This window comes from Bradyrhizobium sp. UFLA01-814 (assembly GCF_046718885.1).
In the GTDB taxonomy this organism is placed as follows: Bacteria; Pseudomonadota; Alphaproteobacteria; order Rhizobiales; family Xanthobacteraceae; genus Bradyrhizobium; species Bradyrhizobium elkanii.
The window spans coordinates 13478-36559 of record NZ_JAQOSR010000087.1 but is presented as its reverse complement, the minus strand read 5'-3'; the positions used below and the strand labels follow the sequence as shown (position 1 = coordinate 36559).

The following is a 23082-nucleotide window of genomic DNA, read 5'->3' as shown; positions in this document are numbered from 1 at the left end:
ACCATGGTCGTCGGCAGCGTCAGATGTGTATAAGAGACAGCCCCAGCCCTCCCCCGCAAGCGGGAGAGGGAGCGCAGTTCATGCGCCGTCGCCAGTTCGGCCCAACGTTATCATGCGCTAGCAGCTTGCCGTCAGCGCGCGCTCTTGCCCGCCATGAAAACGTACATGTCCCAGAACGTCTCGGGGTGATCGACCTCGAAGCGGTGCCACTGATCGAGATTGGTCTCGTCGGCCGTGCCCTGAAACTTCTTGCGGAATTGTTCGAGCACCGCCGGATCGTCAAACGGCTCGAATCCCTCGAACGTCAGGCCGTGTTCGCTGAGGAATGTCGCGATCTCGGGAATCGTGAGCCGATGTTCCATGACGTTGAACAGCAGATCGCGGCAGCCGCTCATGCTGTAGAAATCCTTGGCGCCGATCAGCGGTTTCCATTTGTCGGCTTCGCGGAAGATGTCCTGCCGGCAGCGTTTGATGTCGTAGGCGGTGGCGCGATAATTGCGCGCCGCGATGCGATCGCGGGCCTCGACGATGACGCGGCGCGCCAGACTGCTGTAGAGCCCGATGCGCATCGTGCCGCCCGGCCGCAGCAGCGAAACCAGCACGCGCCAGCCGGCCAAGGGTTTGGCAAGATGATGCAGCACGCCGACCGACTCGATGCTGTCGAAGCTGCGGCCGATCGAGCCCAATTCCAGGATGTCCGCCTGCGCATAGTTAATGTTTCGCAAGCCGAGCTCCCGCGTCTTGCGGCGCGCATAGGCGAGGCTGGTCATGCTGATGTCGACGGCGAGCAAGCGGGCATTGGGATAGACCTGCGCGATCTGGATCGCGTGCGAGCCGGTGCCGCAACCCGCGATCAGGATATCCCGTTCGGCTTGTTGCTCCGCGGTCGCGACGGTTCGTCCCCGCGCCCGATCGGCGGCGAATGCCGTCAGCGGGTTTACGGTCCAGCGCGGATAGGGATTTTCCTCGTATTGGCGCATCACGTCGACCGACACGCTGTTCTTGATCGGTGTGAGCGTCGCAACGGCGGTGCGGTCGGCCATCTCCTCGCGGGGTTCGCGAAGCTGCACCCGCAACAGGCCGGCGACGGCCGTGGGCCAATCCCGGCGCAGCAGTGCGTCCGCGGCGGGCAGGGCATGAAGCGGGAAGTAGGCGGCTACGATGGCCAGCGTGAGCGGCGAGATCACGGTGCCTGATGCCAGGTCCTGCAGCAATCGATCGCGCAGCGCGCCGGCACCTTCGCTTTCCGCCTCGGTCTGCGCATAGACATATTCGTTGATGAAGCACTGCCGGGCGAGCGCGCAGGCAAAGGCCACGACGTCGTCGTCGACTTCATCCTGATCCGGCTTGCTCGCGAGCCGCAGCAGCTCGGCCCGCGCATATCCGAGCAGCACCTCGAGCTGCATGCTTGCCAGCGTCGTCGCTTCCATCGCCGAGCGCAGGAACAGGTCGCGCGCAAGCGGTGCGATGCCCTCGCTGCCGAACAACTCGGCGCTTGTCACCGGCAGCGGCCACTTGCTTGCAATCCGCCCGACATAGCTGGTGACGACAGGACTTTGCAGGATGAAGCCGACGGCCTTCGCATCCATGCCGAGCGCCAGCGCCTTGCTGAAATGCGCGGCCGCCTTGCTGCGATTGCCCAGCGCCTGGTACGAATTGCCGGCGTTGTAATGGCAGGCGGCGTTCACCTCGTCGGAAGCAATCGCCTTCGTGAACATCTTCGCAGCGGCCCGGTGATCGCCGGACGCCTGCGCCATCAGGCCGAGGAGATTCAGGCTCTGCACATGGCCAGGCTCGCGCGCGAGAATCTGCCGGCAGATCTCCTGCGCCTCGTTGAAGCGGCGCATCCCGTAGAAGCGGCTGGCCTCGGCGGCGAGATCGGCAATGCTGACGCCTGCAGAGGCGAAGGCTGGTGCGTTCTTGGCGGACTCATCCCGTCGCTTACCAGCCGCACGCCGTTCTTTTCGGTTCATGTTCCGTCAACTGGCCCAAACTGCAAGACGCGGTGCATCAACCCCTACGCCCGGCAAAGACATAGGGCCGATCGCGCTTGTGGCCAAGGACAATCTAGGCTTCAGCCCGGGATCCGCACCGGCAGGTTCTCGATGCCGCGGACGAAGCTGGAATAGACCCGCTTCGGCTCTCCGACCACCTCGATGCGGTCGAAGCGCTTCAGCATCTCTTCCCAGACGATCCGAAGCTGCAGCTCGGCGAGCCGCATGCCGACGCAGCGATGGATGCCGAAGCCGAACGACAGGTGGATGCGCGGCCGGGGGCGGTCGATGATGAACTCGTTCGGGCGGTCGATCACCTCGTCGTCGCGGTTGCCGGAGACGTACCACATCACGACGCGGTCGCCCTTCCTGATCGTCTTGCCGCCGATCTCGGTGTCCTGAAGGGCGGTGCGCCGCATATGCGCCAGCGGCGTCTGCCAGCGGATCACCTCCGGCACCATGGTGTCGATCAGCGCGGGGTTCTCCTTCAGTTTCTGGAACTGGTCGGGATGCTCGTGCAGCGCCAGCACCGAGCCGCTCATGGTGTTGCGCGTGGTGTCGTTGCCGCCGACGATGAGCAGGATGATGTTGCCCATCAGATTGTCGGGGTCCATGTGCCGCGTGGCGTCGCTGTGCGCCATCATCGACAGCAAGTCGTTGCGCGGCGCCGAGTTGACGCGCTCGTTCCAGAGCTTCGAGAAATAGGCGTAGCACTCGTCCATCTCCTGCCGCCGCTGCTCCGGCGACTCGACGATGCCGCTCTTCGGCAGCGCGGTGGAGACGTCGGACCAGCGCGTCAGCTTGCGCCGCTCCTCCCAGGGGAAGTCGAACAGCGTCGCCAGCATCTGGGTGGTCAATTCGATCGAAACGCGCTCGACGAAATTGAAGGTCTCGTTGCGCGGCAAATTGTCGAGCACGCTGGCCGAACGCTGCCGGATCAGCTTTGCCAGCTCGTCGAGATGCGTGGGGGTGAACATCGGCGACACGGTCTTGCGCTGATGGGCGTGCCTCGGCTGGTCCATCGCGATGAAGCTCGGATAGTCGTAGCCGGGCGGCACGTCGCGGATCGAGATGCCGCCGAGCGTGGAGTCCGAGGAGAAGATGCCGTGGCTGGTGTCGACATGCATGATGTCGTTGTACTTCACGACAGACCAATAGGGTTCGATCGGCGCATTGGTGCAGTAGTGCACCGGCTCTTCCTTGCGCAGCCGCTCGAACCACGGCCACAGCGTGTCGTTCTGGAACAGTCTTGGCGCGCCGGGATGAAAATCCCTGAGCGGTGTCGAATAGGCTTCCTCGCGGGCCTGGCGCAGCTGCTCGGCCCGGTCGGCACGGATGGCGGTCTGGACGTTCATCTTCATTCGCTCCGGCGGCAGTTCCTACCTCTCCCGCTTGTGGGGGAGGTCGGATCGCATCGAATGATGCGATCCGGGTGGGGGCTCTCTCCACGGGAAGACTACCTCTGCGGTGGCACCCCCACCCCAGCCCTCCCCCGCAAGCGGGAGAGGGGGCGCAGCCTCGTCGTGGTCGCAGTTCAAACTCAACTTGCTGTTTTCGTTACGCGTCAGGCGGCGATGCGCACTGGCAGCGTCTCGTAGCCTTTGATGAAGCTGGAATACACCCGCTGCGGCTCGTCCACCACCTCGATGGTGTCGAAGCGCTTGAGGATCTCCTCCCAGATGATCTTGAGCTGCAGCTCGGCAAGCCGCAGGCCGACGCAGCGGTGGATGCCGAAGCCGAACGAGATGTGGGTGCGCGGCCGGGCGCGGTCGATCAGGAACTCGTAGGGCTTCTCGATCGCTTCCTCGTCGCGGTTGCCCGAGACGTACCACATCACCACCTTGTCGCCCTTCTTGATCTGGCGTCCGCGGAACTCGTAGTCGGCGAGCGCGGTGCGCCGCATATGGGCGAGCGGCGTCTGCCAGCGGATCACCTCGGGCACGAAGCTGTCGATCAGCGCCGGGTTCTCCCGCAGCTTGCGGTACTGCTCCGGATGCTTGCTCAGCGCATAGATGCTGCCGGACAGCGTGTTGCGCGTGGTGTCGTTGCCGCCGACGATCAGCAGGATCAGATTGCCGAGGAAGTTCTTCGGGTCCATGTTCCGCGTGGCGTCGCTGTGCGCCATCATCGAGAGCAGATCGCTCTTCGGCGGCTGGCTCGCGCGCTCCTTCCACAGCCTTGCGAAATAGCTCGCGCATTCCATCAGCTCGGCCTGCCGCTCGTCTTCGGTGGCGACGAGGCCGCCGGCGCCGGGCAGGGTCGTCGCGACGTCGGACCAGCGCGTCAGCTTGCGGCGGTCTTCCCAGGGGAAGTCGAACAGCACCGCGAGCATCTGGGTCGTCAGTTCGATCGAGACCTTGTCGACCCAGTCGAACACCTCGCCGCGCGGCAGATTGTCGAGGCACTCGGTCGAGCGCTTGCGGATGTTGGTGGCGAGCTCGTCAAGATGGGTCGGCGTGAACATCGGCGCCACGGTCTTGCGCTGCGCGGAATGGCGTGGCTGGTCCATCGCGATGAAGCTTTCGCGGCGCAGATCCGGCGGCACGTCGCGGATGGTGATGCCGCCGAGCGAGGCGGCCGAGGAGAACACCGAATGGTTGGTCTCGATGTCCATGATGTCGTTGTAGCGGGTGATCGACCAGTACGGACCGAACATCGAGTCCTTGCAGTAGTGCACCGGATCCTCGCGGCGCAGCCGGTCGAAATACGGCCAGAAGGTATCGGTCTTGAACAGCTCGGGATTGCCGGGATCGTAGTCCGAAAGCGCAAGCGAATTGGCGCGTTCGCGTGCGGCCTCCAGATTCGTGTTGTCGACGAGATCGATGGTCCCGTGCATGAGCGGCTCCTCAACCGTTTGAGCTGCCGGGGCATGGCCGGCTCGGCATGTTTTACCGAATTACATTCCCATTCGGCGGTTTGCGCAAGGGCTCTCGACGCGCATTTGGCCGCATTGATGTCAGACCAAAGCGGCCGAATCCGGGCTTTTCCGGTGGTGAAGGGGCCGCGGCGGCGACCACGCCCGTTTGAAACGGCGTTTGATTTGGTCGGGCGGCGGCGTGCGAACGGCGCGGGCGCCGTTTATTGACTGCCGGTCTTCTCGCCGGCGGATTTTTCGCAGGGGTAGGTGTCCTGCATCCCCCACAGCAGCAGGAGGGCGATCACCATCTCGCCTTTCGCCGACCGCTTGTCGGCGGACTTCAGCATGATCTCTTCGGTCTGCTCGCTGCTCAGTGCGAGGTCGTCGGGCATGCAGAACAACAATTGGCCGCCATGCCGTTTCAGCCAGGCATTGGAAGCCATCAGGCCGCCCCTGACGCCGTCCAGGTACATATGATTGAAGATGCGAAAGTTCTCATTTTTCGGATTGCGATAGGAATCCAGCCGCACGTCGACGGCAGCAGCCGGAGCTGCCGTGAGCGCCAGAAGGCATGCCGACAAGAGCCATCTGTTCATCGCACCTGTCCTCGCTTGCGGCGGCGTCCTTGCTGGTCGTTCCATCACCTGATCGGTAAGTATGTATTTCCCTCGTTGAGGTTCGAAGCTCGTTCTCGCCGGCCGGGGGTGTTGGGACCACGAAGGAACGACCCGGCTGGCGTCCCGTGTTGGCCAGCAGGCGGTTGATCGACAGCTTCAGGAAGTGGAAAGCCAGGGCAGGATCCGCATGGCACACCTGGGCGAGCTCGCCCTCGGTGAGCCAGAGCAGCTCGACATCGGAAATTGCCTGGGCCGTCTGGGTGCGCTCATGTGCCGTCGAGAAAACGCCAATTTCCCCGAACAGCTCTCCCGCCCCTAGAACGAGATCGATTTCATTCAGGCGTACGCTTCCCTTTGCAAGCAGATAGATGCGATCGGCGTAATCGCCTTGCCTGAAAATGATCTCCCCGGCCTTCCACGTCGCGGATTTCATGAACGGACATAGCGGTTCGGTTGTGAACTCGCCCTTGGATGCCTGCTCCACAATTCGCCTGAGGCGGAGCATTTGGACTGTTCGGATGACGTTAAGAGGCAGCAGAACCGAGTGAAGGATGAGGATTGGATACAAGCCGTCGAAGAACGCGTATGCGATGAACGCGACATTGCTCAAGATGGCCGCGATCCTGAGCGGGAGCATCGTCTTCATGCAAAACGTGGCGAGGACGAGAAGCGATGCGAGATAGCCGGCAGCTTCAACCCAGGACTTCGAGCCGCAGAGCAAAACGTCTGAGCAGGGCATTTTCGCGTCCTTCTATGAACTTGCCCCTGAAGAGCGCGACGACCCCTGCACATGTGGCTCAAGGGGGCTGGATACCGAAGCAAACGCAAAAATTGGATGCTGATCGGCTAGAAGAATCCGGCACTGAGATCCAGCCCATAAGTCACCAACAGCAGCCACACCAAGAGGGCCGCTCCACAGAGCATCGCGGTCTGCTTGAGGACGTTTGCTTGCAATGACGATGCGGGGAATACGCGGACAAAAGCGTTTGCAATCGCAGCAATTGCAACGGCGCGCATGATGATCTCCAGGAGTTGGCTAATGACTGGGCGCTAGCGAGCGTCGTGCTTCCAATGCAAATGAAATCTCGGCTCCAGGCAAATGGTGCGCCAACAGCGCCTCGATCAGGGAATGTTGATCGCCGGCAGCGGGCCAGTGGGTCGGATCAACGCTTCAGCAGTTTGCTCCTGCGCGAACCCCGCGAGTGCAATCAAAACGGCGCACGATAGGGCGATGAAAAAGCCGAGACGCCACCACCGCTCCGTCCGGTCGTCGTCGGGCGTGTCAAGCCGGCGCGCGCCCGTTGCTGTGCGCATCGTTAATCTCCGAATATCGTGACGGTGAGAAGGCCAGTCTTCCCAACACCCGCACTGAATATCGCGCCACGTGATGCGCCTGGGAACTACCTAGAAAGGTGGTCCGGTGTCTCCTATGCTTGCTCGAAGGTCGGTGACCTGCGCACTTGTTTCGGGGGGGACATGTATCTATCCACGGATTCCACCAATCCGCAGAATCAAGATGTCTATGCACTCTGGGATCGGCTGGCCGAGTTCTCCGTCGGCGACGGCGACGCCGCACTGACACATCTGCTAGCCGCACTGCGTACCATGTTGTCGGCACGCAATGTGCTATGGGGTGTTGTCGTGCGATTGCCTTCGCCGAAGCGGGCCGATCCCTTGCTCGGTTGGCGTCCGCGCCTGGTCCGGGTGCTGGACCCGATACCGGCGGTGGCAGCATCCGTGCAGAAGCAGTTCGATACGCTCTGGTCCCGCGACGTCGACCTGTCTCAGATCCTTTCCATGTCGGGAGATGAGCCGTTCCGCGTCCGCCTGTTGTTCGAAGTGCTGCCGCCGGAATGGTTCGAGGGCGAGCACTATCGGCGGCACTATTTGGACGTCGGCTTCGCCGACAGCATTTCCGTGCGCATTGCGCTCAATGACGACGTGAGGATTCGCCTGTTCGTGTTTCGCGATGCGGAGGCCCCTCGCTTCTCGGCGCAGGACGGCCAGCGTCTGGGCTTCGTGATGCGCGGGTTGAGATGGTTTCACCGTCAGCAACTGCTCAGCCACGGCCTGCTCATCGCCAATGCAGCCCTGACACCTGCTGAACGCAGGGTGCTGCTCGCACTGCTCGACGGGCACACGGAAAAGCAGATCGCGCAGAGGCTCGACCAAAGTCCGAACACCACGCATTTCCACGTCAAGTCGATCTACGCCAAGTTCGGCGTGCGCAATCGCTCGGCGCTCACCGCGCTGTGGCTCGGCAAGCTGCGATAGCGACCTGCGGTCGCAGTCTCATGTGGCAAGACGCGGCGCGTTTCGGCGAGAAGAGCAATCCTGGCCATCCCGGAGGACCATCTCAGAAAGTGAACCGCGCCGGGTTTCCCGGAGTGCGGACACGCTGTTTCCGGCAATCTCGTTAAGGCAAAGCCAACCGCACCCTACCAAAAAACCTCCTCGGCTCTCGACCTTGTGTGAAACCTGGATCACACTCGCGACGACAAATCTGTGCTTTTGATAACCTAGAGATTGTCCCGCCCAGGAGCCATCCCGTGAACGACATGAGCTGGACCCCGCTGGGGCCGCCGCAGCCGCCGCCGCAACCGGCCCCGCCGCCGATGCCGGTGGCGTTCTCAGGGAACCGGAAGGAGTTCTTCCGCCTGGTCGCGCGCGGCGCCGGGCTCGAGTTGGTCACGGTCGGCTTCTACCGGTTCTGGCTCACCACCGACATCCGCCGTCACCTGTGGTCGAACAGCCAGATCGATGGGGACGCGCCGGAATATACCGGCCGCGGCAAGGAGCTCCTGATCGGCTTCCTGGTCGCGCTCGCGATCCTGGTGCCGATCTATCTCGGCTATTTCCTGATCGGCATCGAGGCGGAGCATTTCAAGGCGTTCGCCTCGCTGCCGCTGGTCGCCTTCTTCTACCTGTTCGGCCAGTTCGCGATCTATCGCGCGCGGCGTTACCGCCTGACCCGCACGGTGTGGCGCGGCGTCCGCTTCTGGATGAGCGGCTCGGGCTGGGTCTATGCGCTCAAGGCCTCGCTCTGGGGCGTGCTGGTCGTGATCACGCTCGGCCTCGCGCTGCCGTGGCGCGAGGCGGCGCTCGAACGCTACAAGATGCGGCACTCCTATTACGGCGACCTTCAAGGCTCGTTCGAGGGCCGCGGCTGGGAGTTCTTCGCGCGGGGCTGGTGGCTCTGGGTCCTGATGCCGTTCGCGCTCTACAGCACGATCTTCGCCCCGTTCGCCTATGCCGCGTTCAAGGCGGTCGAGTGGCGCTGGTGGGTGTCTGGAATCCGCTTCGGCGAAGTGAGGCTGGAATCCACGCTTCGCCGCGGCGCGCTGATCGGCCTGTACTGGAAGGTGATCGGCTGGGTCGTGCTGCTCGGCCTGCTGTTCGCGGCCTATCTCGCACTCTGCACCCTGCTGGTCGCCAGCATGGACGGCTCCTCGATCGCGGATTTCTTCAGGACCGAGGCGTTCGCCAAGAGCATTCCGCTGATCGTGCTGCTCGGCATCGGCTATCTCGCCTTTGCGCTGGCGCTGAACGTGGTGTTGCGGGTCTATCTGATGCGCGATCTCTGGGTCCGGGTGCTGTCCTCGACCATCGTGCACAATATCGGGGCGGCCGCCAACGTCACCGCGCGCGGCGAGCTCGCCAATGCGCTCGGCGAAGGCTTTGCCGACGGCCTCGACGTCGGGGGCTTCTAGCTACATGGAATCCGATTCCGGCCAGACCAATTCCGCGGCGCTGCCTAATCCCGGCGGCGTCTTCTTCGACGGCCTGTCGAACCGGCGGCGCATCGTCGCGCTCAAACTGTCCGATGCGCTGGAGATCAGGGAGGACGGCGCGCTGCTCGCGCGCTGGGCGTTTCACGACATCCGCCGCGCCGACAGCCCGTCCGGCCTGTTGCGGCTGAGCTGCCTCACCGCACCGCCTCTGGCGCGGCTCGACATCCGCGATGCCGGGCTGACCGCCGCGCTCGTCGCGCGCTGCGACGCGCTCGAGGAAGGGCTGCCGAACCGCAGGGGCGTCGCCGCGATCGTCGGCTGGTCGCTCGCGGCCGCGGTGTCGATCGTGCTGGTGGTGCTGTTCGGCGTGCCGCTGGCCGCCGAGCGGCTGACGCCGCTGGTGCCCGACTCGTTCGAGCGTCGCATCGGCGATGTCGCGGAGGCGCAGGTCAAGGTGCTGTTCGACGGCAAGCCCTGCGGCAACCCGGCCGGCCAGGCGGCCTTCGCGAAGCTGGTCGGCAAGTTGCGGCAGTCCGCGGGCTTCGACACATCGGTGCAGTCGGGCGTGCTGGCGACGTCGGTGCCGAACGCCTTCGCGCTGCCCGGCGGCAAGGTCTATCTGTTCGACGGGCTGCTGGAGAAAGCCGAGAACCCCGACGAGATCGCCGGCGTCCTGGCGCATGAGCTCGGCCATCTCCGCCACCGCGACAGCATGCGCGAATTGATCCACAATGGCGGCACCTCTTTCCTGATCGGGCTGTTGTTCGGCGATGTCACCGGCTCGGGGGCGCTGATCTTCGCCTCGCGCTCGCTGGTGACGTCGTCCTATTCGCGCGATGCCGAGACCAATGCCGACAGCTTCGCGATCGAGACCATGCACAAGCTCGGCCGTCCGGCCAAGCCGATGGGCGAACTGATGTTCCGCGTCACCGGCAAGGAGGGCGGCAAAGGGCTCTCGCTGGTCTCAAGCCATCCCTTGACCGAGGACCGCCTCGCGCGCATGGACAAGGCCGATGCCGCCGGCCGGCCCGACGGCCCGCCGCTGCTGTCATCGGCCGAATGGCAGGCGCTGAAGGGCATCTGCGCGGCGGGCAAGGGCAAGGTGTGAGGCAGGGGGATTTCGAGACTGGAGCAGGCTGGCGCGACATTTTGACGGAATTGACCTGGGTGGGTGCAGACTGCTCATGGTCTCCGAGCCCGCACGCGCCCGGAGGATTTGCCGTCTTGACCATCGAAAGCGACGCCCGCTTCTGGGACCGGGCTGCACGCAAATATGCCGCGCGGCCGATCGCAGCGCCGGCCGAATATGAGCGCACGCTGGACCGCACCCGCGCACTGTTGAAATCCGGCGATCGTGTGCTGGAGCTCGGTTGCGGGACCGGCACCACGGCGCTCCGGCTCGCGGGCGACGTCGAGAGCTATCTCGCCACCGACATTTCGGCGGAGATGATTGCGATCGCCAATGAGAAGCACGCGAAGACGCCGATCCGGGGTCTGACGTTCCGGGTCGCGACTGCCGATACCACTGCTGGACCATTCGACGCCATTCTGGGCTTCAACTACCTCCATCTGGTTCGGGACCTGCACGGCACTCTCTGCCGGATTCACGCACTGCTGGTGGCAGATGGCGTTTTCATTTCCAAGACGCCCTGTGTTGGCGAGATGAACCCGCTGGTCCGGCTTGTGCTGCCGGCGATGCGCGCGATCGGAATGGCGCCCCATGCCGGCGTGTTCACGTCCGAGAGACTGCGCGAGTTCTTGAATGCCGGCGGGTTCGAGATTGTTTCCGCAGAGAACCATGCAACGAAGGGCGACGATCATCGCCCCTACATCGTGGCGCGCAAGAGGTGACGTTCTACTTCACCAGCCGGAACTTGCCGCCCTCGACCTTGATCAGGAACGCCGACCGCTCGTCATAGCCGTTGTGGTCGGTCGGGCTCATCGTCGAGAGGCCGTTGTTCAGGTAGACGTCCTTGCCGCGCTCGAGTTCGTCGCGCAGCGCGGCGCGGAATTCCGCCGTGCCGGGCTTTGCGGTCTTCAGCGCATTCGCCGCCGCCCGCTTGAACAGCGTGACGGCGTCCCACAGATGGGCGCCGAAGATGTTCGGCTTTTGCCCGTTGGCCTTCTCGTAGGACGACACGAACTCGTCGCGCACCTGGCGGAACGGATCGTTCGCCGGCAGATCGTCGGCGATGGTGAAGGCTTCGCCGGTGAAGATCGCGCCCTCGACATTGGCGCCGCCGAGCTTGATGAACTCCTCCGAGGCCACGCCATGGGTCTGGAAGATCTTGCCGGCATAGCCGCGGCTGCGCAGCGCCTCCTGCGGCAGCACCGCCGGCGTGCCGGCGGAGGCGATGAACACCGCTTCCGGATTGGTCGCGATCACCTTGAGCGCCTGGCCCATCGCGCTGGTGTCGGCGCGCGCATAGACCTCATGCGTCGTCACGGTGAGGCCGAGCTGAGGGGCGAGCCGCGACACCTCCTTGTAATAGCCTTCGCCATAGCCGTCGGAGACACCGATATAGCCGAGCGTCTTGATGCCGGACTTGGCGATGTATTTCAGGATCGCCGCCGCCATCAGGTCGTCATTGGGCACCACCTTGAATGCCCAGCGGCGGCGGTCGTCCATCGGCTGCACGATCGCGGTCGCCGCCGCGAGCGAGATGATCGGCGTCTTGCTCTCCACGGCGACGTCGAGCATCGGCATGGTCACCGGGGTGAGCGAGGAGCCGATCAGGATATCGACGCCGTCCTGGATCACGAGGCGCCGCGCGTTCTGCGTGCCCTTGGTCGGGTCGGACTCGTCGTCGAGCGCGATATAGGTGACCTTCTCGCCGCCGATCTCCTTCGGCAGCGCGGCGATGGTGCGCATCTGCGGCTGGCCGAGCGCCGAGCCCGGTCCGGATCCGGACACCACGACGCCGACCTTGATGTCGGCACGCGCGCCAGGCGCAATCAGGATCGCGCTCGCAAATGTCAACAGTCCGGCCATGGCCAGCTTCATTGCAAATCCTCCCAGCAGGTTCTTTTTATCTGCGGCCGATGATAACCGACCGCCGTCCGCTCGCGCATCATATTGATTCCGCCGGATCCGTCTGTCCCCCTGATTGGGGACATTGGCGGCGTCGGGCAGGCCTACGCCTGGTTGAGTTCTGCCCTGATCGGCTGAGGTGCCGGAAACGACGAACGGGAATGGCGAGGCCGACGCCGTCCGGAGCTCTTGATCGGGCTCCGCCGGTCGTGAACCTCGCGTTTACCAATCCCTTAAAGGCGGTGAGAACCAGTTTCCCTAATCGGGCGGCAACGACCTGCTGTTATTGAAGAACCGGAAAAGGGAGTACGAACCATGTTCAGCATTGTTCGGATCCTCGTCTTGATCGCATGTGCACATGCGGGATCCGTGGTTGCGGAAGTGCAGTGGGACGGCGCGCAGTCATCGCCAGCGGTCCACGTCCATGATTGAGCCTCATCCGATTGCGTCCGAGCACGCGCGCGCCATCTGCGAAGAGATTGGCGAACGGCTGCGCCATGCCCTGCGCGGCGATTACGCCGATCTGCCGCCAAGGCTGCGCGAGCTGGTCAACGAGCTCGCTCTGCAGGATTGTGAAGCGCCGTCGCTGGTGCCCACGATGGCGGAGATGACGAGACCGCTGGTCGTCGCGGCCTAGTGTCTCAGGTCAGACAGTGATCCGAAGCGGATGCCGCGTCGTCGTTGCGGATGTGACCCGTTGCTGACATAGGCAATCGGAAAGCGGCGAGAGCCATGGCCGCTAATAAACTCAGTCGTCGGCAACCTGCGCCCACGCACCCGCCCATTTGTGAAGCGGCTTCAAGGTGGCGGACAACGAGTGTCCGGTCTCCGTCAACACGTAGCCTTCTCCCTCATGGCTGATAATACGCGCTTCTCGAAGCTCCTTCAGGCGCGCATTGAGAACAGAGGGGTTGGTCTCGGCCGCGTCTTGCAGGTCCCGAAAAGTCATTGGCCCAACCGCCTTAGAAAGTTCCCACATGATACGGAGTGCCATCCTGCGACCGAGCAGATCGAGCAGCACCATGATGGGGCGCCCGGTTTTTGACCCGCGCACAGATTTAAGTGCTATCTTTTTCATAGCAAGGCCTGTAGTTATGCTATGTAAATCATAGCACGGAGTTAGGCCATGTCAGCAAGGATTTCGCCAGCAGTCTCACCGTTCCCGGAGAAAGTTCAGCAGAAACTGGATTTTAGGAGCCGCGGCGAACGTCCGCCGCTGGTTCTGTTCACGACACTCGCGCGGAATGAGCGGCTCTTTCACATGTTCTTCTCGGGAAGCCTTTTGGACCCCGGAACGACCCTAGGCATTCGCCTCCGGGAGATCGTGATCGACCGCGTCACCGCGCTGTCTGGCTCGGAATACGAATGGGGCGTCCACGTTGCGGTCTTCGGGACGGAAGCGGGCCTGACCGAGGACCAGATCGTCTCCACCGCGAAGGGAGGCGCTGCCGATGATTGCTGGTCTCCGCAGGAGAAGGCGCTCATCGCGGCCTGCGACGAGCTGCACATTTCGAGCGACATCTCGGATGCGACATGGACGGAGCTGAAGAAGCACTTCACCGACGATCAGGCCATCGAAATTCTGATGCTGGCCGGTCGTTACAAGGTCGTCTCGTATCTGACCAATGCGATAAGGATGCCGCTGGAGACCTGGGCGCGCCGCTTCCCTTGAACCGATAGCCACGGAACGTCGCGTCGGCCCAACCGGTGCGACGGATGGCTTCGATCCACGGCTGTTTTGGTCCATAGTCGATCTGTGGCTCGGCCGCTCCGAGCCCGCGATCGAGAGCGATTGGTAAGAGCGCCGCTTTCCCGAAGCGCGCGTCGCCGACGAGCCGCTCACACGTTCTTTGCGACCTTCCGTGTCCGCGTCGGACCGGCGCCGGCGATCGCCGGCTTGATATTCCACACCGCGCGCACGCTTGCGAAGGCGTGGGCGATCGCCGGCTCCTGGCGGCGGGCGGCGAGGCTGGCGAAGGAGAGATCGCAGGTCAGCTTCACCTTGTCGACGACCACGAACTGATGCGGCCGCACCATCCGCGGCGCCAGCACGTTGTCGCGTGCGAGGCTGAGGCAGAGGCCGGATTCGACGAAGTCGATCATCGCCTCTTCCTGATCGGTGTAGCCGATCCGCTTCGGCAATGCGCCGAGCGGGCGGAAGATGTCGTCGAGCAGCCGCCGGTGGCCGGAGTGCGGCGGTGTCGCGAGCCAGGGCAGCTCGGCGAGCTCGGCCCAGCCCTTGCCCATCACCCGGTCGCGCCAGGCGATCGGTGCGATCACCCGGTAGTCGTAGCAAAGCAGCGGGGCGAGCTGGTAGCGGCCGTCGGCGATGGTCCGTTCGGTGAAGCTGTGATGGGCGAGCTGGTCCTGAGGCGTGGCGTCGACATAGTAGCCGACGTCGAGTTCGCCGCGGCCGATCTGCGCCAGCACGTCGTCGCTCACGCCATGGCGCAGGAAGACTTCGGTGCGCTGCGAGGACATCGCAAGGCTGCGCACGAACGGTCCGAGCCGGGTGAATTCGGGGTCGAGGATGGTGCCGACGCGCAGCGTGCCGCGCTGTGCCTCGTTCAGCGAGTCCGCCATCGCCTTGAAATCGGAGGCGGCCGCGACCGCCCGGTGCGCCAGCGGCAGCAGCGCGGCGCCGGCCTCGGTCAGGGTGAAGCCGGCAGGGGTGCGGTTGAACAGCTGCAGCCCGGTGCTTTCCTCGAGTGCCTTCAGTTGCAGGCTGACCGCGGGCTGGGTCAGTTTCAGCATCGCCGCTGCGCGCGATACCGTGCCCTCACGGGCAACCGTGATGAAGCAACGCAAGGCCTGGGTACGGGGAAGCTCGATCATCGCGCGTGCTTATAGCACACTTTTCCGGCGCGCATCCGACCTGCGTCGTGCATTGTCATGCGATTATAATACAACCAATGCGAGAAGTCAGGACGGCCGCCACGCGATCGTGCCTTCGGTGCGCGCGCGGACCTCGGGCGAAGCGAGGCAGGTCGCGACCGCTTCATAGCCCGCCGCGCCGGGCACGGGCCTAACGCGGATCGGCCGGCTGTGATTGGCGGGGCACAGGATGATCGCTTCATCGTCGCCGACCGCGTCGAGATCCAGGATCGCGTTGGAGCGGGTCAGGAAGAACAGTGGCCGGGCCTCGGGTCCGCGGCGGCGCAGATGCGCGATGACGGCTTCCTGGCTCGCCGCATCGAGCCCTTGCTCGAGCATGTCGATCACGAGGATCGCGTCGTCGCCGGCCTCGAGCGCCGCGAGCAGGGCGGTCAGCGCCGGCGAGTCCACGGCGCCGTCGGCCAGCAGGGTGGCAAGGCTGGCCGCGACCCTGGCGTTGTGCGCCGGGTCGGCATCGAGGCGCGCACGCACGGCCGCGCCGCCATCGGCGGCGCGGTCCAGCCCGACGAAGCTGGCGCCGGGCAGGGCTTCGGCGAGCCGTTGTGCGAGGCGCGTCTTGCCGCTGCCGAGCGGGCCGACGATGTAGTTCAGCCGTTTGATGTCGCGCAGCTCGAAGCGCTCGCCGCCCCACGGCCACGGCAGATCGAACGCGACGCCGATCGCCGGCCGTGTCCGGACCGCACCGATGATGTCGCCCGTCGCGGGCATCTTGCCGCCGCCGAGGTCGGCGCGCAGCCGGCGCAGTTTGGCGATGCTGTCGCCGCATTGGCGGATGCGCGCTTCGAGCGCGGCCTCGTGCGCGGCCAGCACGCGGCCGAGGACGACGGCGTCGCCGTTCAGGATCCGCGCCACTTCACCGACGCTGAGGCCGAGCGCGCGCAGCTCGACGATCTCGGCGCCGCGCGCCATCTCGGCCGGACCATAGGCGCGCCATCCCGCCGGCGTGCGGCCGGGTGCAATCAGGCCGCGCTCTTCGTAGAGGCGTAGCGCTTTCGCGGAGATGCCGAGCTGCCTTGCAGCTTCGGACGGGCTGAGGAAACGGGCGGCAGCAGCATTCATCGAATCACCTCGCGTCGTCTGACCGCGCCTCTATGGAGGCGGCCGCAGGGGCAAGGTCAAGCGGGGAGGGGCAACCCGTCCTCGGGCGGCTCCCTCGCTCGCGCAACACACTCGATGTCGTCCCTGCCTAGTGCGCAATTGCGCACGGGAGCAGGGACCCATAACCACCGAAGTTCATCGTTGTGCGACGCTGGAACGACGAGTCCTATCCACAACATCTGCCGCGGAGTATGGGTCCCTGCTTTCGCAGGGACGACGATTGGGGGAGATCGCACGCTCATGTCGCGAGAATGCGGAGGTATGATTCACAAGCGGCGCAACAAACCCAGTGTCGTCCCTGCCTAGTGCGCAATTGCGCACGGGAGCAGGGACCCATAACCACAAATGTTGATTGCTGCGCGACGCTGGACCCACGATCCCGTTCACAATCAAATGCGGTGGTTATGGGTCCTGGCTTTCGCCAGGACGACGATTGGGGAGATCGCATGCTCATGTCGCGAGAATGCGGATGCATGCTTCGCAAGCGGCGCAACAGACCCAGTGTCGTCCCTGCGGAAGCAGGGACCCATAACCACAAATGTAGATTGCTGCGCGGCGCTGGAACGACGAGTTCCGACTACAACATTCGCTGCGGCGTATGGGTCCCTGCTTCCGCAGGGACGACAGCTGTATTTGTCGTGAGCGTCCGTGCTCGTCGCTTGCGGAAAAACCCGCCCACCCCTCACTCCAGATGGTTCACCTTCGCCACCCAGGCGCGGACGTCGGCGAGCACGGCGGGCAGCACGGCCTTGACCTCCTGCACGGTCATGCCGGGCTTGATGCGGGGGTCGTAGAGCAGGTTGAGCAGATATTGGTCGTAGACGTCGAAATAGCCCATCGAGACGTTGTCGTTGAACATCGTCCACGGCACGGTGGCGGTGTCGTTGATCGGGCCGAGCGACTGCAACAGCTCCTCGTAGGCGCAGTCGAGGAAGACGAAATCGCCGTTGTCGACGGTGAGGATCACGTCGGAATGCTCGATCTCGTAGTTCTCGTTCTTGCGGAAGCCGGACAGGCATTGCGGGTCGAGCGAGGAGCGGATCTCCCTGGCGCGCTCCTGGCCGTAGAAGGTCGCGATCGTGCGGTACAGCTCGCGGTCGCGCACCAGCTTGACCACGACATTGGCCGCTTCGCTGTTATCGGTCATCGCGATGTCGAGATGCTGCACCTTGGCGCGGATGTCGGCGACGACCTTGGCGAGCTGGGTCTTGCGGTCGGCGCGGCTGCCGTCGGCGAACACGCGCACCGGACTGTCATACTTGCGGATGCGGTCGACCCGCCCGGCGAGATGATATTCGGCGCCGAACGCGGTTTTCAGAAAGCCCTCGAGGATCTCGGCGTCGGTGAAGACCTTCTTCTCGTTGCGCTGGCGCGCGGCGATCGCCGGTATCTCGGTGGCGGCCGCGGGCACCGCGGCATCAGCGAGGCAAGCGGCGAGCGCTGCGGCGAGAAGGACGAGGATCGAAGGACGGTGCTGGGGCATTATGACAACGCTGCCGCAAGGTTTGCGGCAGCGCAAGGCGCGATCAGCGATCTTCCCGAATGGCGGCGCCTGGTTCCGTTGAAATCGACGCGATCAGTTGTTCTTCACCACCACGGTGGTGCCGACCGAGACGCGACCATAGAGGTCGGTGACGTCGTCATTGGTCATCCGGAAGCAGCCCGACGAGACGGCCTGGCCGATCGTCTCCGGCTCGTTCGAGCCGTGGATGCGGTAGAGCGTCGAGCCGAGATACATCGCGCGCGCGCCGAGCGGGTTCTCGATGCCGCCGTTCATGTGGCGCGGCAGATCGGGGCGGCGGCGCAGCATCTGCGACGGCGGCGTCCACGACGGCCATTCCTTCTTTGCGGAGATGCGGTGGACGCCGCTCCAGCGGAAGCCGTCGCGGCCGACGCCGATGCCGTAGCGCAGCGCCTGGCCGTTCGCCAGCACCAGATAGAGCCGGCGCTCGGCGGTGTTCACCACGACGGTGCCGGGGGCGTAGTTGGTCGGGTAGTTGACGGTGGTGCGCGGGATCGGGCTTGCGCCGCCGCCGCCGAAGAAGCTCGGGGCTTCGGACTGATAGCCGCGGGAGTCGAAGAACTGGGCGTGGGCCTGGCCGGCACCTGCCAGGATCGTGAGCGCGGCAAACATCAAGGCAATCGGGCGCATGGTCGTCGTCCTCGCGAACAATCAAATATGCAGTCAGAGAGGCCACAATTGCCGGCGTTTCGCAAGCGACGAAGCCGTGACCTCAGGCATTTTCGAACAACACGGTTTAAAAAGGCAACAGATCGGAAGCGATACCTGCATTGTCCGGCCAAGCCTTTGACGAAGCGGCTGAAGAATGGTTGATCTGGAGCGTTTTCGAACGAAGTGGATACCGGTTCGCGTCAAGAAAACGCGACCAAACAAAAGCTGGAGCGTTTTCAAGCGAAGTGGGCAGCGGTTCGCGTGAAGAAAACGCGACCAAACAAAAGGATACGAGCATGATCCGATTCAATCGGATCGGACCATGCTCTGAGCGACCTCAAGAACATCTCGAAACGGGAGCGAGAGCATGAATGGTGCGGAAAGTCTGGTGCGGACATTGGTCGCAGGCGGCGTGGATGTCTGCTTTACCAATCCCGGCACCTCGGAGATGCATTTCGTCGCGGCGCTGGACAAGGTCGCGGGCATGCGCTGCGTGCTCGGTCTGTTCGAAGGCGTGGTGACCGGTGCGGCCGACGGTTATTTCCGTATGAAGGGAACGCCGGCCTCGACGCTGCTGCATCTCGGGCCCGGCCTCGCCAACGGCCTTGCCAATCTGCACAACGCCAAGAAGGCGCATTCCGGCATCGTCAACATCGTCGGCCAGCATGCCACCTACCACATCGGCTACAATGCGCCGCTGACATCGGACATCGAGGGCCTGGCGCGGCCGATGTCGTCCTGGGTGCGCACCTCGCCGGATGTCAAGTCGGTTGCCGCCGACGGCGCGGCCGCGATCGCCGCGGCGAGGAGCGCGCCGCCGCAGATCGCAACCCTGATCCTGCCGGCCGACACCGCCTGGAACGAAGCCGACGGCATCGCCGAGGTGCCCGTGGACACGCAGCGCCCGAGCTACTCGCCGCAGGCGGTCGACACCGCGGCAAAGATCCTGCACGGCGATGCCGCGCACACGCTGCTGCTCGTCACCGGCAGCGCGCTGACCGAGCACGGGCTGGCGCTGGCCGAGCGCATCGCCGGCAAGACCGGCTGCACGGTGATGGGCCAGACCTATCATCCGCGCATGGCGCGCGGCCGCGGCCGCTTCTCGATCAACCGCATCCCCTATGTGATCGAGCAGGCGCTGCCGATCCTGAAGAATTTCCGTCACATCGTGCTGGTCGAGGCCAACGATCCCGTGGCGTTCTTCGCCTATCCGAACAAGCCGAGCATGCTGAAGGCGGAAGGCTGCGAGGTGCATCGCATGACCGCCTGGGGCGAGAATTCGGTCGCAGCGCTCGAGGCGCTGGCCAATGCGCTGCATGCGAACGCGCAGGACGTCAAGCCGCAGCAGCACCCGGAGCTGGTCAAGCCGACCGGCGCGCTCAACCACGCCACGATCGCGCAGGCGATCGCGTGCGCGATCCCCGAGAACGCCATCATGGTCGATGAGTCCGTCACCACCGGCCGCGGCTTCTTCCCGCCGACCGCGGCGGCCGCGCCGCATGACTGGCTGCAGAACATGGGCGGCTCGATCGGCTTCTCGACCCCGGTGGCGACCGGCGCCGCGGTCGCCTGTCCGGACCGCAAGGTGATCTGCATGGTCGGCGACGGCAGCGCGATGTACACGATCCAGTCGCTGTGGACCCAGGCGCGCGAAGGGCTCAACGTGGTGACCATCGTGTTCGCCAACCGCATCTATCAGATCCTGCGCGGCGAGTTCGACGGCGTCGGCGCCGGCGAGCCGGGCAAGCGGGCGCAGGACATGCTGAAGATCGACCGGCCGACGCTCGACTTCGTCGCGCTCGCCAGGGGCATGGGGGTGCCGGGCAGGGCGGTGACGACGGCCGACGAGTTCAACAAAGCGCTCGCGGAAGCCGTTGCGGAGCCGGGACCGCGGCTGATCGAAGTGCAGATGTAGGGGCGCAACCCAAAGGAGCCGCGGCGGCGGCCAGTCCAGTCGGAGGCGTCGATGCAGACCGAGCTGAACAAGGTGATCGCCGCGGTGGAGGAATTCTATGCGCAGGAGATGTTCCTGCTGGAGCGCGATCTCGGCGAGCGAACGCTCACTCACCGGCTGGCGGTCTATGTCGAGCGGCAATTTTCCGGCTGGCAGGTCGATTGCAACTACGACCGGCTCGGCGAGCGCACGCTGCGGCTGCCGCGCGGCTCGGGGAGCTCGACCGACGACCATCTCGGCAAGTCGATCTATCCCGATATCGTCGTGCATCAGCGCGACATCCCGAACAATCTCCTGGCCATCGAACTGCGCAAGGACAGCAATCACCAGCCGATCGAGCACGATCAGCGCAAGCTGCAGGCGCTGACCGATCCGAATGTCTGGTTCGCCTATGCGATGGGCGTGCTGGTGATCGTCGGACAAGGCGGGGTGAGCTTTACCGAGGTCTATGCCGGCGGTGCCATCGATAGCGCCACTTCGCTCTGGTTTGCCGAGCGGCTACGCGAGAGCGGGCTCGCGAGCGGGCGCGACCATGGCGCTCCGCATTAAGCCTATCGATGAATCTGTCTCCGCGTTGCAGTGATAGCCCGTTTGGATCATGCGTGGCCCCTTCACGCGCGGCACAACAGAAGGTGCGGGAGGTGGAGCAATTACTGGAGCTGGTGGTCAATTTTCAGAACGATCCGATGGCGGTGCGGATTATCAGCTCCGCAACTCTTTCGCTCCCCCTCCCGCACTTGAATTCGCTGGCGCTGGTCCAGCTTGCACTGAACCAACTTCCACTGATCCAAACTTCCACTGCCCGAGGTGGTCGGCGCACTTGATTGCGACGTAACTGGCCGAGGCAGCATCCGCACCGAGACAGTAAAAAGGCCGCCTTCGGGCGGCCTTTTCCGTGCTCGCGAAGTCCCTGCTCGACAAGTCCGTGCTCGCCAAGTCCGTGATCGCCAAGTGGATCACCGAGCGCGATTGTTTCTGTTTATTGCTTGGCGGCATCGCTGCCGGTCGGGGCAGCGCCGGTCGTGGCGGCACCGGTCTTGGCGCTCGATTTCTTGGCGGTCTTCTTCGCTTTCTTCTGCGGCGCCTTGGCCGCCTCGGCCTTGGTCGCGGTGTCGCCGCTTTGCGCGGCGGGGGCCGGGCTGCCGCCCGCCTTGTCCTGCGCGAGCGCGGTGGACGAGACGAAGGCAAGGGCGGTGGCGGCGAGGATCAGTGTTCGCATCGGATATTCTCCCAAGTTGGTTTCCGGCGATCCTCAACGGGACAGAATGTCGCAGGGTTCCGCGGCGCCGATCAGCAGTCCGTGAGCTGTGCGTGAACGGCATGGCCGCCGCGAAGCCGGCGGAACCGGGAACCGGGCGCCGCGTTATCTGGCCGGGCAGGAGTTCCGAGGAGAGACGCCATGCGCTGGCGGTCAGTGACGGAAACCACCAATACGGTGCTCGACACCGCCCCCGAGGACAGCTTCTACGCGGTGGGCTGGACCATCAGCGGCGTGGCGACATTGGCCACCATCGTCGCGATCTGGATGTTCGGGATCTGAGGGCGAACGATCCGCGCGGGCAACCGGCTCGGCACCGCCGGCTGCCGGTTGCGGCCTGCGCCGTCCGCTACTTCCGCAGAATTGCCAGCGCTTCCCGATAGAGCTGCGAGAAGCAGACCAAGAGCGCGCTCGACAGCAGGAACATCGCCAGGCTGTCGTAGTCGTCGGGCGTCGGCCAGGAAAATTCGAAATAGGGCGGCATGAACGCCCACCAGACGATCGGAACCGTGATGATCGTGGCAAAGGCGCCGGCGGGTGCGCCGCCCATCAGGCCGGCGATCAGGATCGCAGGGACGAAGCCCGCGAAATAGAACTGCATGCCAAAGCTCGCGAACATCTCCTGCGTCGCGGTGGCCAGCACCACCGCAAGCAGGGCGACGACGAATGTCGACAAGGACCAAGGCCGCAGCTTCAAAATGTAGTCGTTGCCCTTGCGCATCGAGACTCCCGGCCCCCGCGAGTTCCCGGAAGGTAGCCGAGGAGGCCCGCAAACAAAACCCCGTAGGACTCCGTGGAGCGGCGGCGTTCTGCTCGACACCGTGAAAAGGAACCGTCCCGGTCAAGCCGCCGCCGCATTGTCGCGCTTATTGCATCGCAGCAGGGTGATTGTGGGGCACCGCAATGCTGGAATTTCTGATTGTCGTCCTCGTCGCCGGGATCGGATTCGTATCGGGATACGGCGTACGCGAGCTGATCTCGCGCCGCCGGCGGCGGTCCGCCCCGCGCGTTCGCGTTCGCGCGCCGCAGGTTCGCGCCGCCAATGACGACAGCTCTGCCCGCGGCTGGTATCGGCCGACCAGCACGCAGCCCGCCGATCACGCCACTCCGCCGCCCGATGAACTCGACGGCGCGGTTCGCGACTTGCTCGGCGAACTCAGCCGCCGCACCGCCAACCCGTCATCCGCACCGCAGCGCCGCCGGCAGTGAGCCGGAAAGGCCGGGTCGCCGCCGCTAACGCGTCGGCTACTTTGCATGGGGTTGTTTTCGACATTTTTGATGAGGCGGTCCCGAAAGGGAATGGTGGACGCACAAGGGATCGAACCTTGGACCTCTCCCGTGTGAACCACAATCCGTAGATCCACGCTGGCCACACGCAGCCACAGTTCTGTCGAAATAATTCGTTTTATTACAGTCTGTTATGGCCGTTTTAGTCTCAGTAGGCCATAAGCGGCCATACTGCATTTTGTGTGCC

Annotated in this window: 26 protein-coding genes; 11 read left to right on the top strand and 15 right to left on the bottom strand. The window is 64.4% G+C overall.

The annotated features are described in order from the left end of the window. Window positions 1-131 precede the first annotated feature (131 nt). The 7 genes from PMN64_RS24785 to PMN64_RS24755 form a co-directional block, all read right to left on the bottom strand. Window positions 132-1973, bottom strand: a complete 1842-nt coding sequence (locus PMN64_RS24785; RefSeq protein WP_411782511.1) for a methyltransferase domain-containing protein — start codon at window positions 1971-1973, stop codon at window positions 132-134. A gap of 101 nt (window positions 1974-2074) precedes the next feature. Then, window positions 2075-3349 carry a cytochrome P450 gene (locus tag PMN64_RS24780; RefSeq protein WP_028342474.1) on the bottom strand — a complete coding sequence of 425 codons (1275 nt, stop codon included), beginning with the start codon at window positions 3347-3349 and terminating at the stop codon, window positions 2075-2077. 209 nt (window positions 3350-3558) lie between these two features. Continuing rightward, on the bottom strand, window positions 3559-4830 hold the full coding sequence (locus tag PMN64_RS24775) for a cytochrome P450 (protein WP_028344129.1): 1272 nt from the start codon (window positions 4828-4830) through the stop codon (window positions 3559-3561). Window positions 4831-5072: 242 nt separating this feature from the next. Then, complete coding sequence (locus PMN64_RS24770) at window positions 5073-5381, bottom strand: hypothetical protein (RefSeq protein ID WP_245288898.1); 309 nt, start codon at window positions 5379-5381, stop codon at window positions 5073-5075. Continuing rightward, window positions 5347-6207, bottom strand: coding sequence for a cyclic nucleotide-binding domain-containing protein (locus tag PMN64_RS24765; protein ID WP_411782510.1), 861 nt, complete (start codon window positions 6205-6207; stop codon window positions 5347-5349). Before PMN64_RS24765 ends, PMN64_RS24770 begins: the two co-directional genes overlap by 35 nt. A gap of 107 nt (window positions 6208-6314) precedes the next feature. Beyond that, window positions 6315-6485, bottom strand: a complete 171-nt coding sequence (locus tag PMN64_RS24760) for a hypothetical protein (protein ID WP_196238243.1) — start codon at window positions 6483-6485, stop codon at window positions 6315-6317. 105 nt (window positions 6486-6590) lie between these two features. Continuing rightward, a complete protein-coding gene (locus PMN64_RS24755) occupies window positions 6591-6782 on the bottom strand; it encodes a hypothetical protein (protein WP_411782509.1) in 192 nt (63 codons plus the stop codon). An 18-nt stretch (window positions 6783-6800) separates the two neighbouring features. On the opposite strand from PMN64_RS24755, the gene PMN64_RS24750 reads away from it, so the two are divergent. The 4 genes from PMN64_RS24750 (at window position 6801) to PMN64_RS24735 (ending at window position 11050) form a co-directional block, all read left to right on the top strand. Further along, on the top strand, window positions 6801-7742 hold the full coding sequence (locus PMN64_RS24750) for a helix-turn-helix transcriptional regulator (protein ID WP_411782508.1): 942 nt from the start codon (window positions 6801-6803) through the stop codon (window positions 7740-7742). Between the two features lie 284 nt (window positions 7743-8026). Further along, entirely contained in the window at window positions 8027-9178 is a 1152-nt protein-coding gene (locus tag PMN64_RS24745) for a DUF898 family protein (RefSeq protein WP_411782512.1), read from the top strand. Window positions 9179-9182: 4 nt separating this feature from the next. Next, window positions 9183-10307 (top strand): M48 family metallopeptidase, encoded by a 1125-nt coding sequence (locus tag PMN64_RS24740; protein ID WP_411782507.1) that lies wholly within the window; start codon window positions 9183-9185, stop codon window positions 10305-10307. 116 nt (window positions 10308-10423) lie between these two features. Next, the gene (locus tag PMN64_RS24735) at window positions 10424-11050 is read left to right on the top strand and encodes a class I SAM-dependent methyltransferase (RefSeq protein WP_411782506.1); all 627 of its coding nucleotides are present in this window, start codon (window positions 10424-10426) and stop codon (window positions 11048-11050) included. A gap of 4 nt (window positions 11051-11054) precedes the next feature. Here the strand turns inward: PMN64_RS24735 and PMN64_RS24730 are convergent, their stop codons facing one another. Next, window positions 11055-12203, bottom strand: coding sequence for an ABC transporter substrate-binding protein (locus tag PMN64_RS24730; protein WP_057019298.1), 1149 nt, complete (start codon window positions 12201-12203; stop codon window positions 11055-11057). A 451-nt stretch (window positions 12204-12654) separates the two neighbouring features. On the opposite strand from PMN64_RS24730, the gene PMN64_RS24725 reads away from it, so the two are divergent. After that, window positions 12655-12867, top strand: a complete 213-nt coding sequence (locus PMN64_RS24725; protein ID WP_411782505.1) for a hypothetical protein — start codon at window positions 12655-12657, stop codon at window positions 12865-12867. Window positions 12868-12978: 111 nt separating this feature from the next. Here PMN64_RS24725 and PMN64_RS24720 read toward each other — a convergent pair whose 3' ends face one another. Beyond that, entirely contained in the window at window positions 12979-13254 is a 276-nt protein-coding gene (locus tag PMN64_RS24720; RefSeq protein ID WP_411782504.1) for a winged helix-turn-helix transcriptional regulator, read from the bottom strand. Window positions 13255-13356: 102 nt separating this feature from the next. Between PMN64_RS24720 and PMN64_RS24715 the strand changes: the two genes are divergently transcribed. Continuing rightward, window positions 13357-13902: a carboxymuconolactone decarboxylase family protein gene (locus tag PMN64_RS24715; RefSeq protein WP_411782503.1), complete on the top strand. Its 546-nt coding sequence runs from the start codon at window positions 13357-13359 to the stop codon at window positions 13900-13902. A gap of 167 nt (window positions 13903-14069) precedes the next feature. Here the strand turns inward: PMN64_RS24715 and PMN64_RS24710 are convergent, their stop codons facing one another. The 4 genes from PMN64_RS24710 to PMN64_RS24695 form a co-directional block, all read right to left on the bottom strand. Continuing rightward, a complete protein-coding gene (locus PMN64_RS24710) occupies window positions 14070-15065 on the bottom strand; it encodes a LysR family transcriptional regulator (protein WP_411782502.1) in 996 nt (331 codons plus the stop codon). Window positions 15066-15152: 87 nt separating this feature from the next. Beyond that, window positions 15153-16184, bottom strand: coding sequence for a MerR family transcriptional regulator (locus PMN64_RS24705; RefSeq protein WP_411782501.1), 1032 nt, complete (start codon window positions 16182-16184; stop codon window positions 15153-15155). A gap of 721 nt (window positions 16185-16905) precedes the next feature. After that, on the bottom strand, window positions 16906-17706 hold the full coding sequence (locus tag PMN64_RS24700; protein ID WP_411782500.1) for a DUF2927 domain-containing protein: 801 nt from the start codon (window positions 17704-17706) through the stop codon (window positions 16906-16908). A 93-nt stretch (window positions 17707-17799) separates the two neighbouring features. Then, on the bottom strand, window positions 17800-18375 hold the full coding sequence (locus PMN64_RS24695) for a L,D-transpeptidase (protein ID WP_035633276.1): 576 nt from the start codon (window positions 18373-18375) through the stop codon (window positions 17800-17802). A gap of 388 nt (window positions 18376-18763) precedes the next feature. Here PMN64_RS24695 and PMN64_RS24690 point away from each other — a divergent pair, with 388 nt between their 5' ends. From PMN64_RS24690 to PMN64_RS24680, 3 genes are read left to right on the top strand one after another with little or no spacing between them, the layout of a single operon-like run. Beyond that, entirely contained in the window at window positions 18764-20311 is a 1548-nt protein-coding gene (locus tag PMN64_RS24690) for an acetolactate synthase large subunit (protein ID WP_411782499.1), read from the top strand. A gap of 51 nt (window positions 20312-20362) precedes the next feature. Continuing rightward, window positions 20363-20899 (top strand): hypothetical protein, encoded by a 537-nt coding sequence (locus PMN64_RS24685; protein WP_304496735.1) that lies wholly within the window; start codon window positions 20363-20365, stop codon window positions 20897-20899. Between the two features lie 53 nt (window positions 20900-20952). Further along, complete coding sequence (locus tag PMN64_RS24680) at window positions 20953-21174, top strand: hypothetical protein (protein ID WP_411782498.1); 222 nt, start codon at window positions 20953-20955, stop codon at window positions 21172-21174. A gap of 155 nt (window positions 21175-21329) precedes the next feature. Here the strand turns inward: PMN64_RS24680 and PMN64_RS24675 are convergent, their stop codons facing one another. After that, complete coding sequence (locus PMN64_RS24675; RefSeq protein WP_411782497.1) at window positions 21330-21569, bottom strand: hypothetical protein; 240 nt, start codon at window positions 21567-21569, stop codon at window positions 21330-21332. Between the two features lie 180 nt (window positions 21570-21749). On the opposite strand from PMN64_RS24675, the gene PMN64_RS24670 reads away from it, so the two are divergent. Continuing rightward, window positions 21750-21890 (top strand): hypothetical protein, encoded by a 141-nt coding sequence (locus PMN64_RS24670; RefSeq protein WP_411782496.1) that lies wholly within the window; start codon window positions 21750-21752, stop codon window positions 21888-21890. A 67-nt stretch (window positions 21891-21957) separates the two neighbouring features. Here the strand turns inward: PMN64_RS24670 and PMN64_RS24665 are convergent, their stop codons facing one another. Continuing rightward, window positions 21958-22329, bottom strand: a complete 372-nt coding sequence (locus PMN64_RS24665; RefSeq protein ID WP_038386291.1) for a DUF4118 domain-containing protein — start codon at window positions 22327-22329, stop codon at window positions 21958-21960. A gap of 182 nt (window positions 22330-22511) precedes the next feature. Between PMN64_RS24665 and PMN64_RS24660 the strand changes: the two genes are divergently transcribed. Continuing rightward, entirely contained in the window at window positions 22512-22817 is a 306-nt protein-coding gene (locus tag PMN64_RS24660; RefSeq protein WP_411782495.1) for a hypothetical protein, read from the top strand. Window positions 22818-23082: the final 265 nt, after the last annotated feature.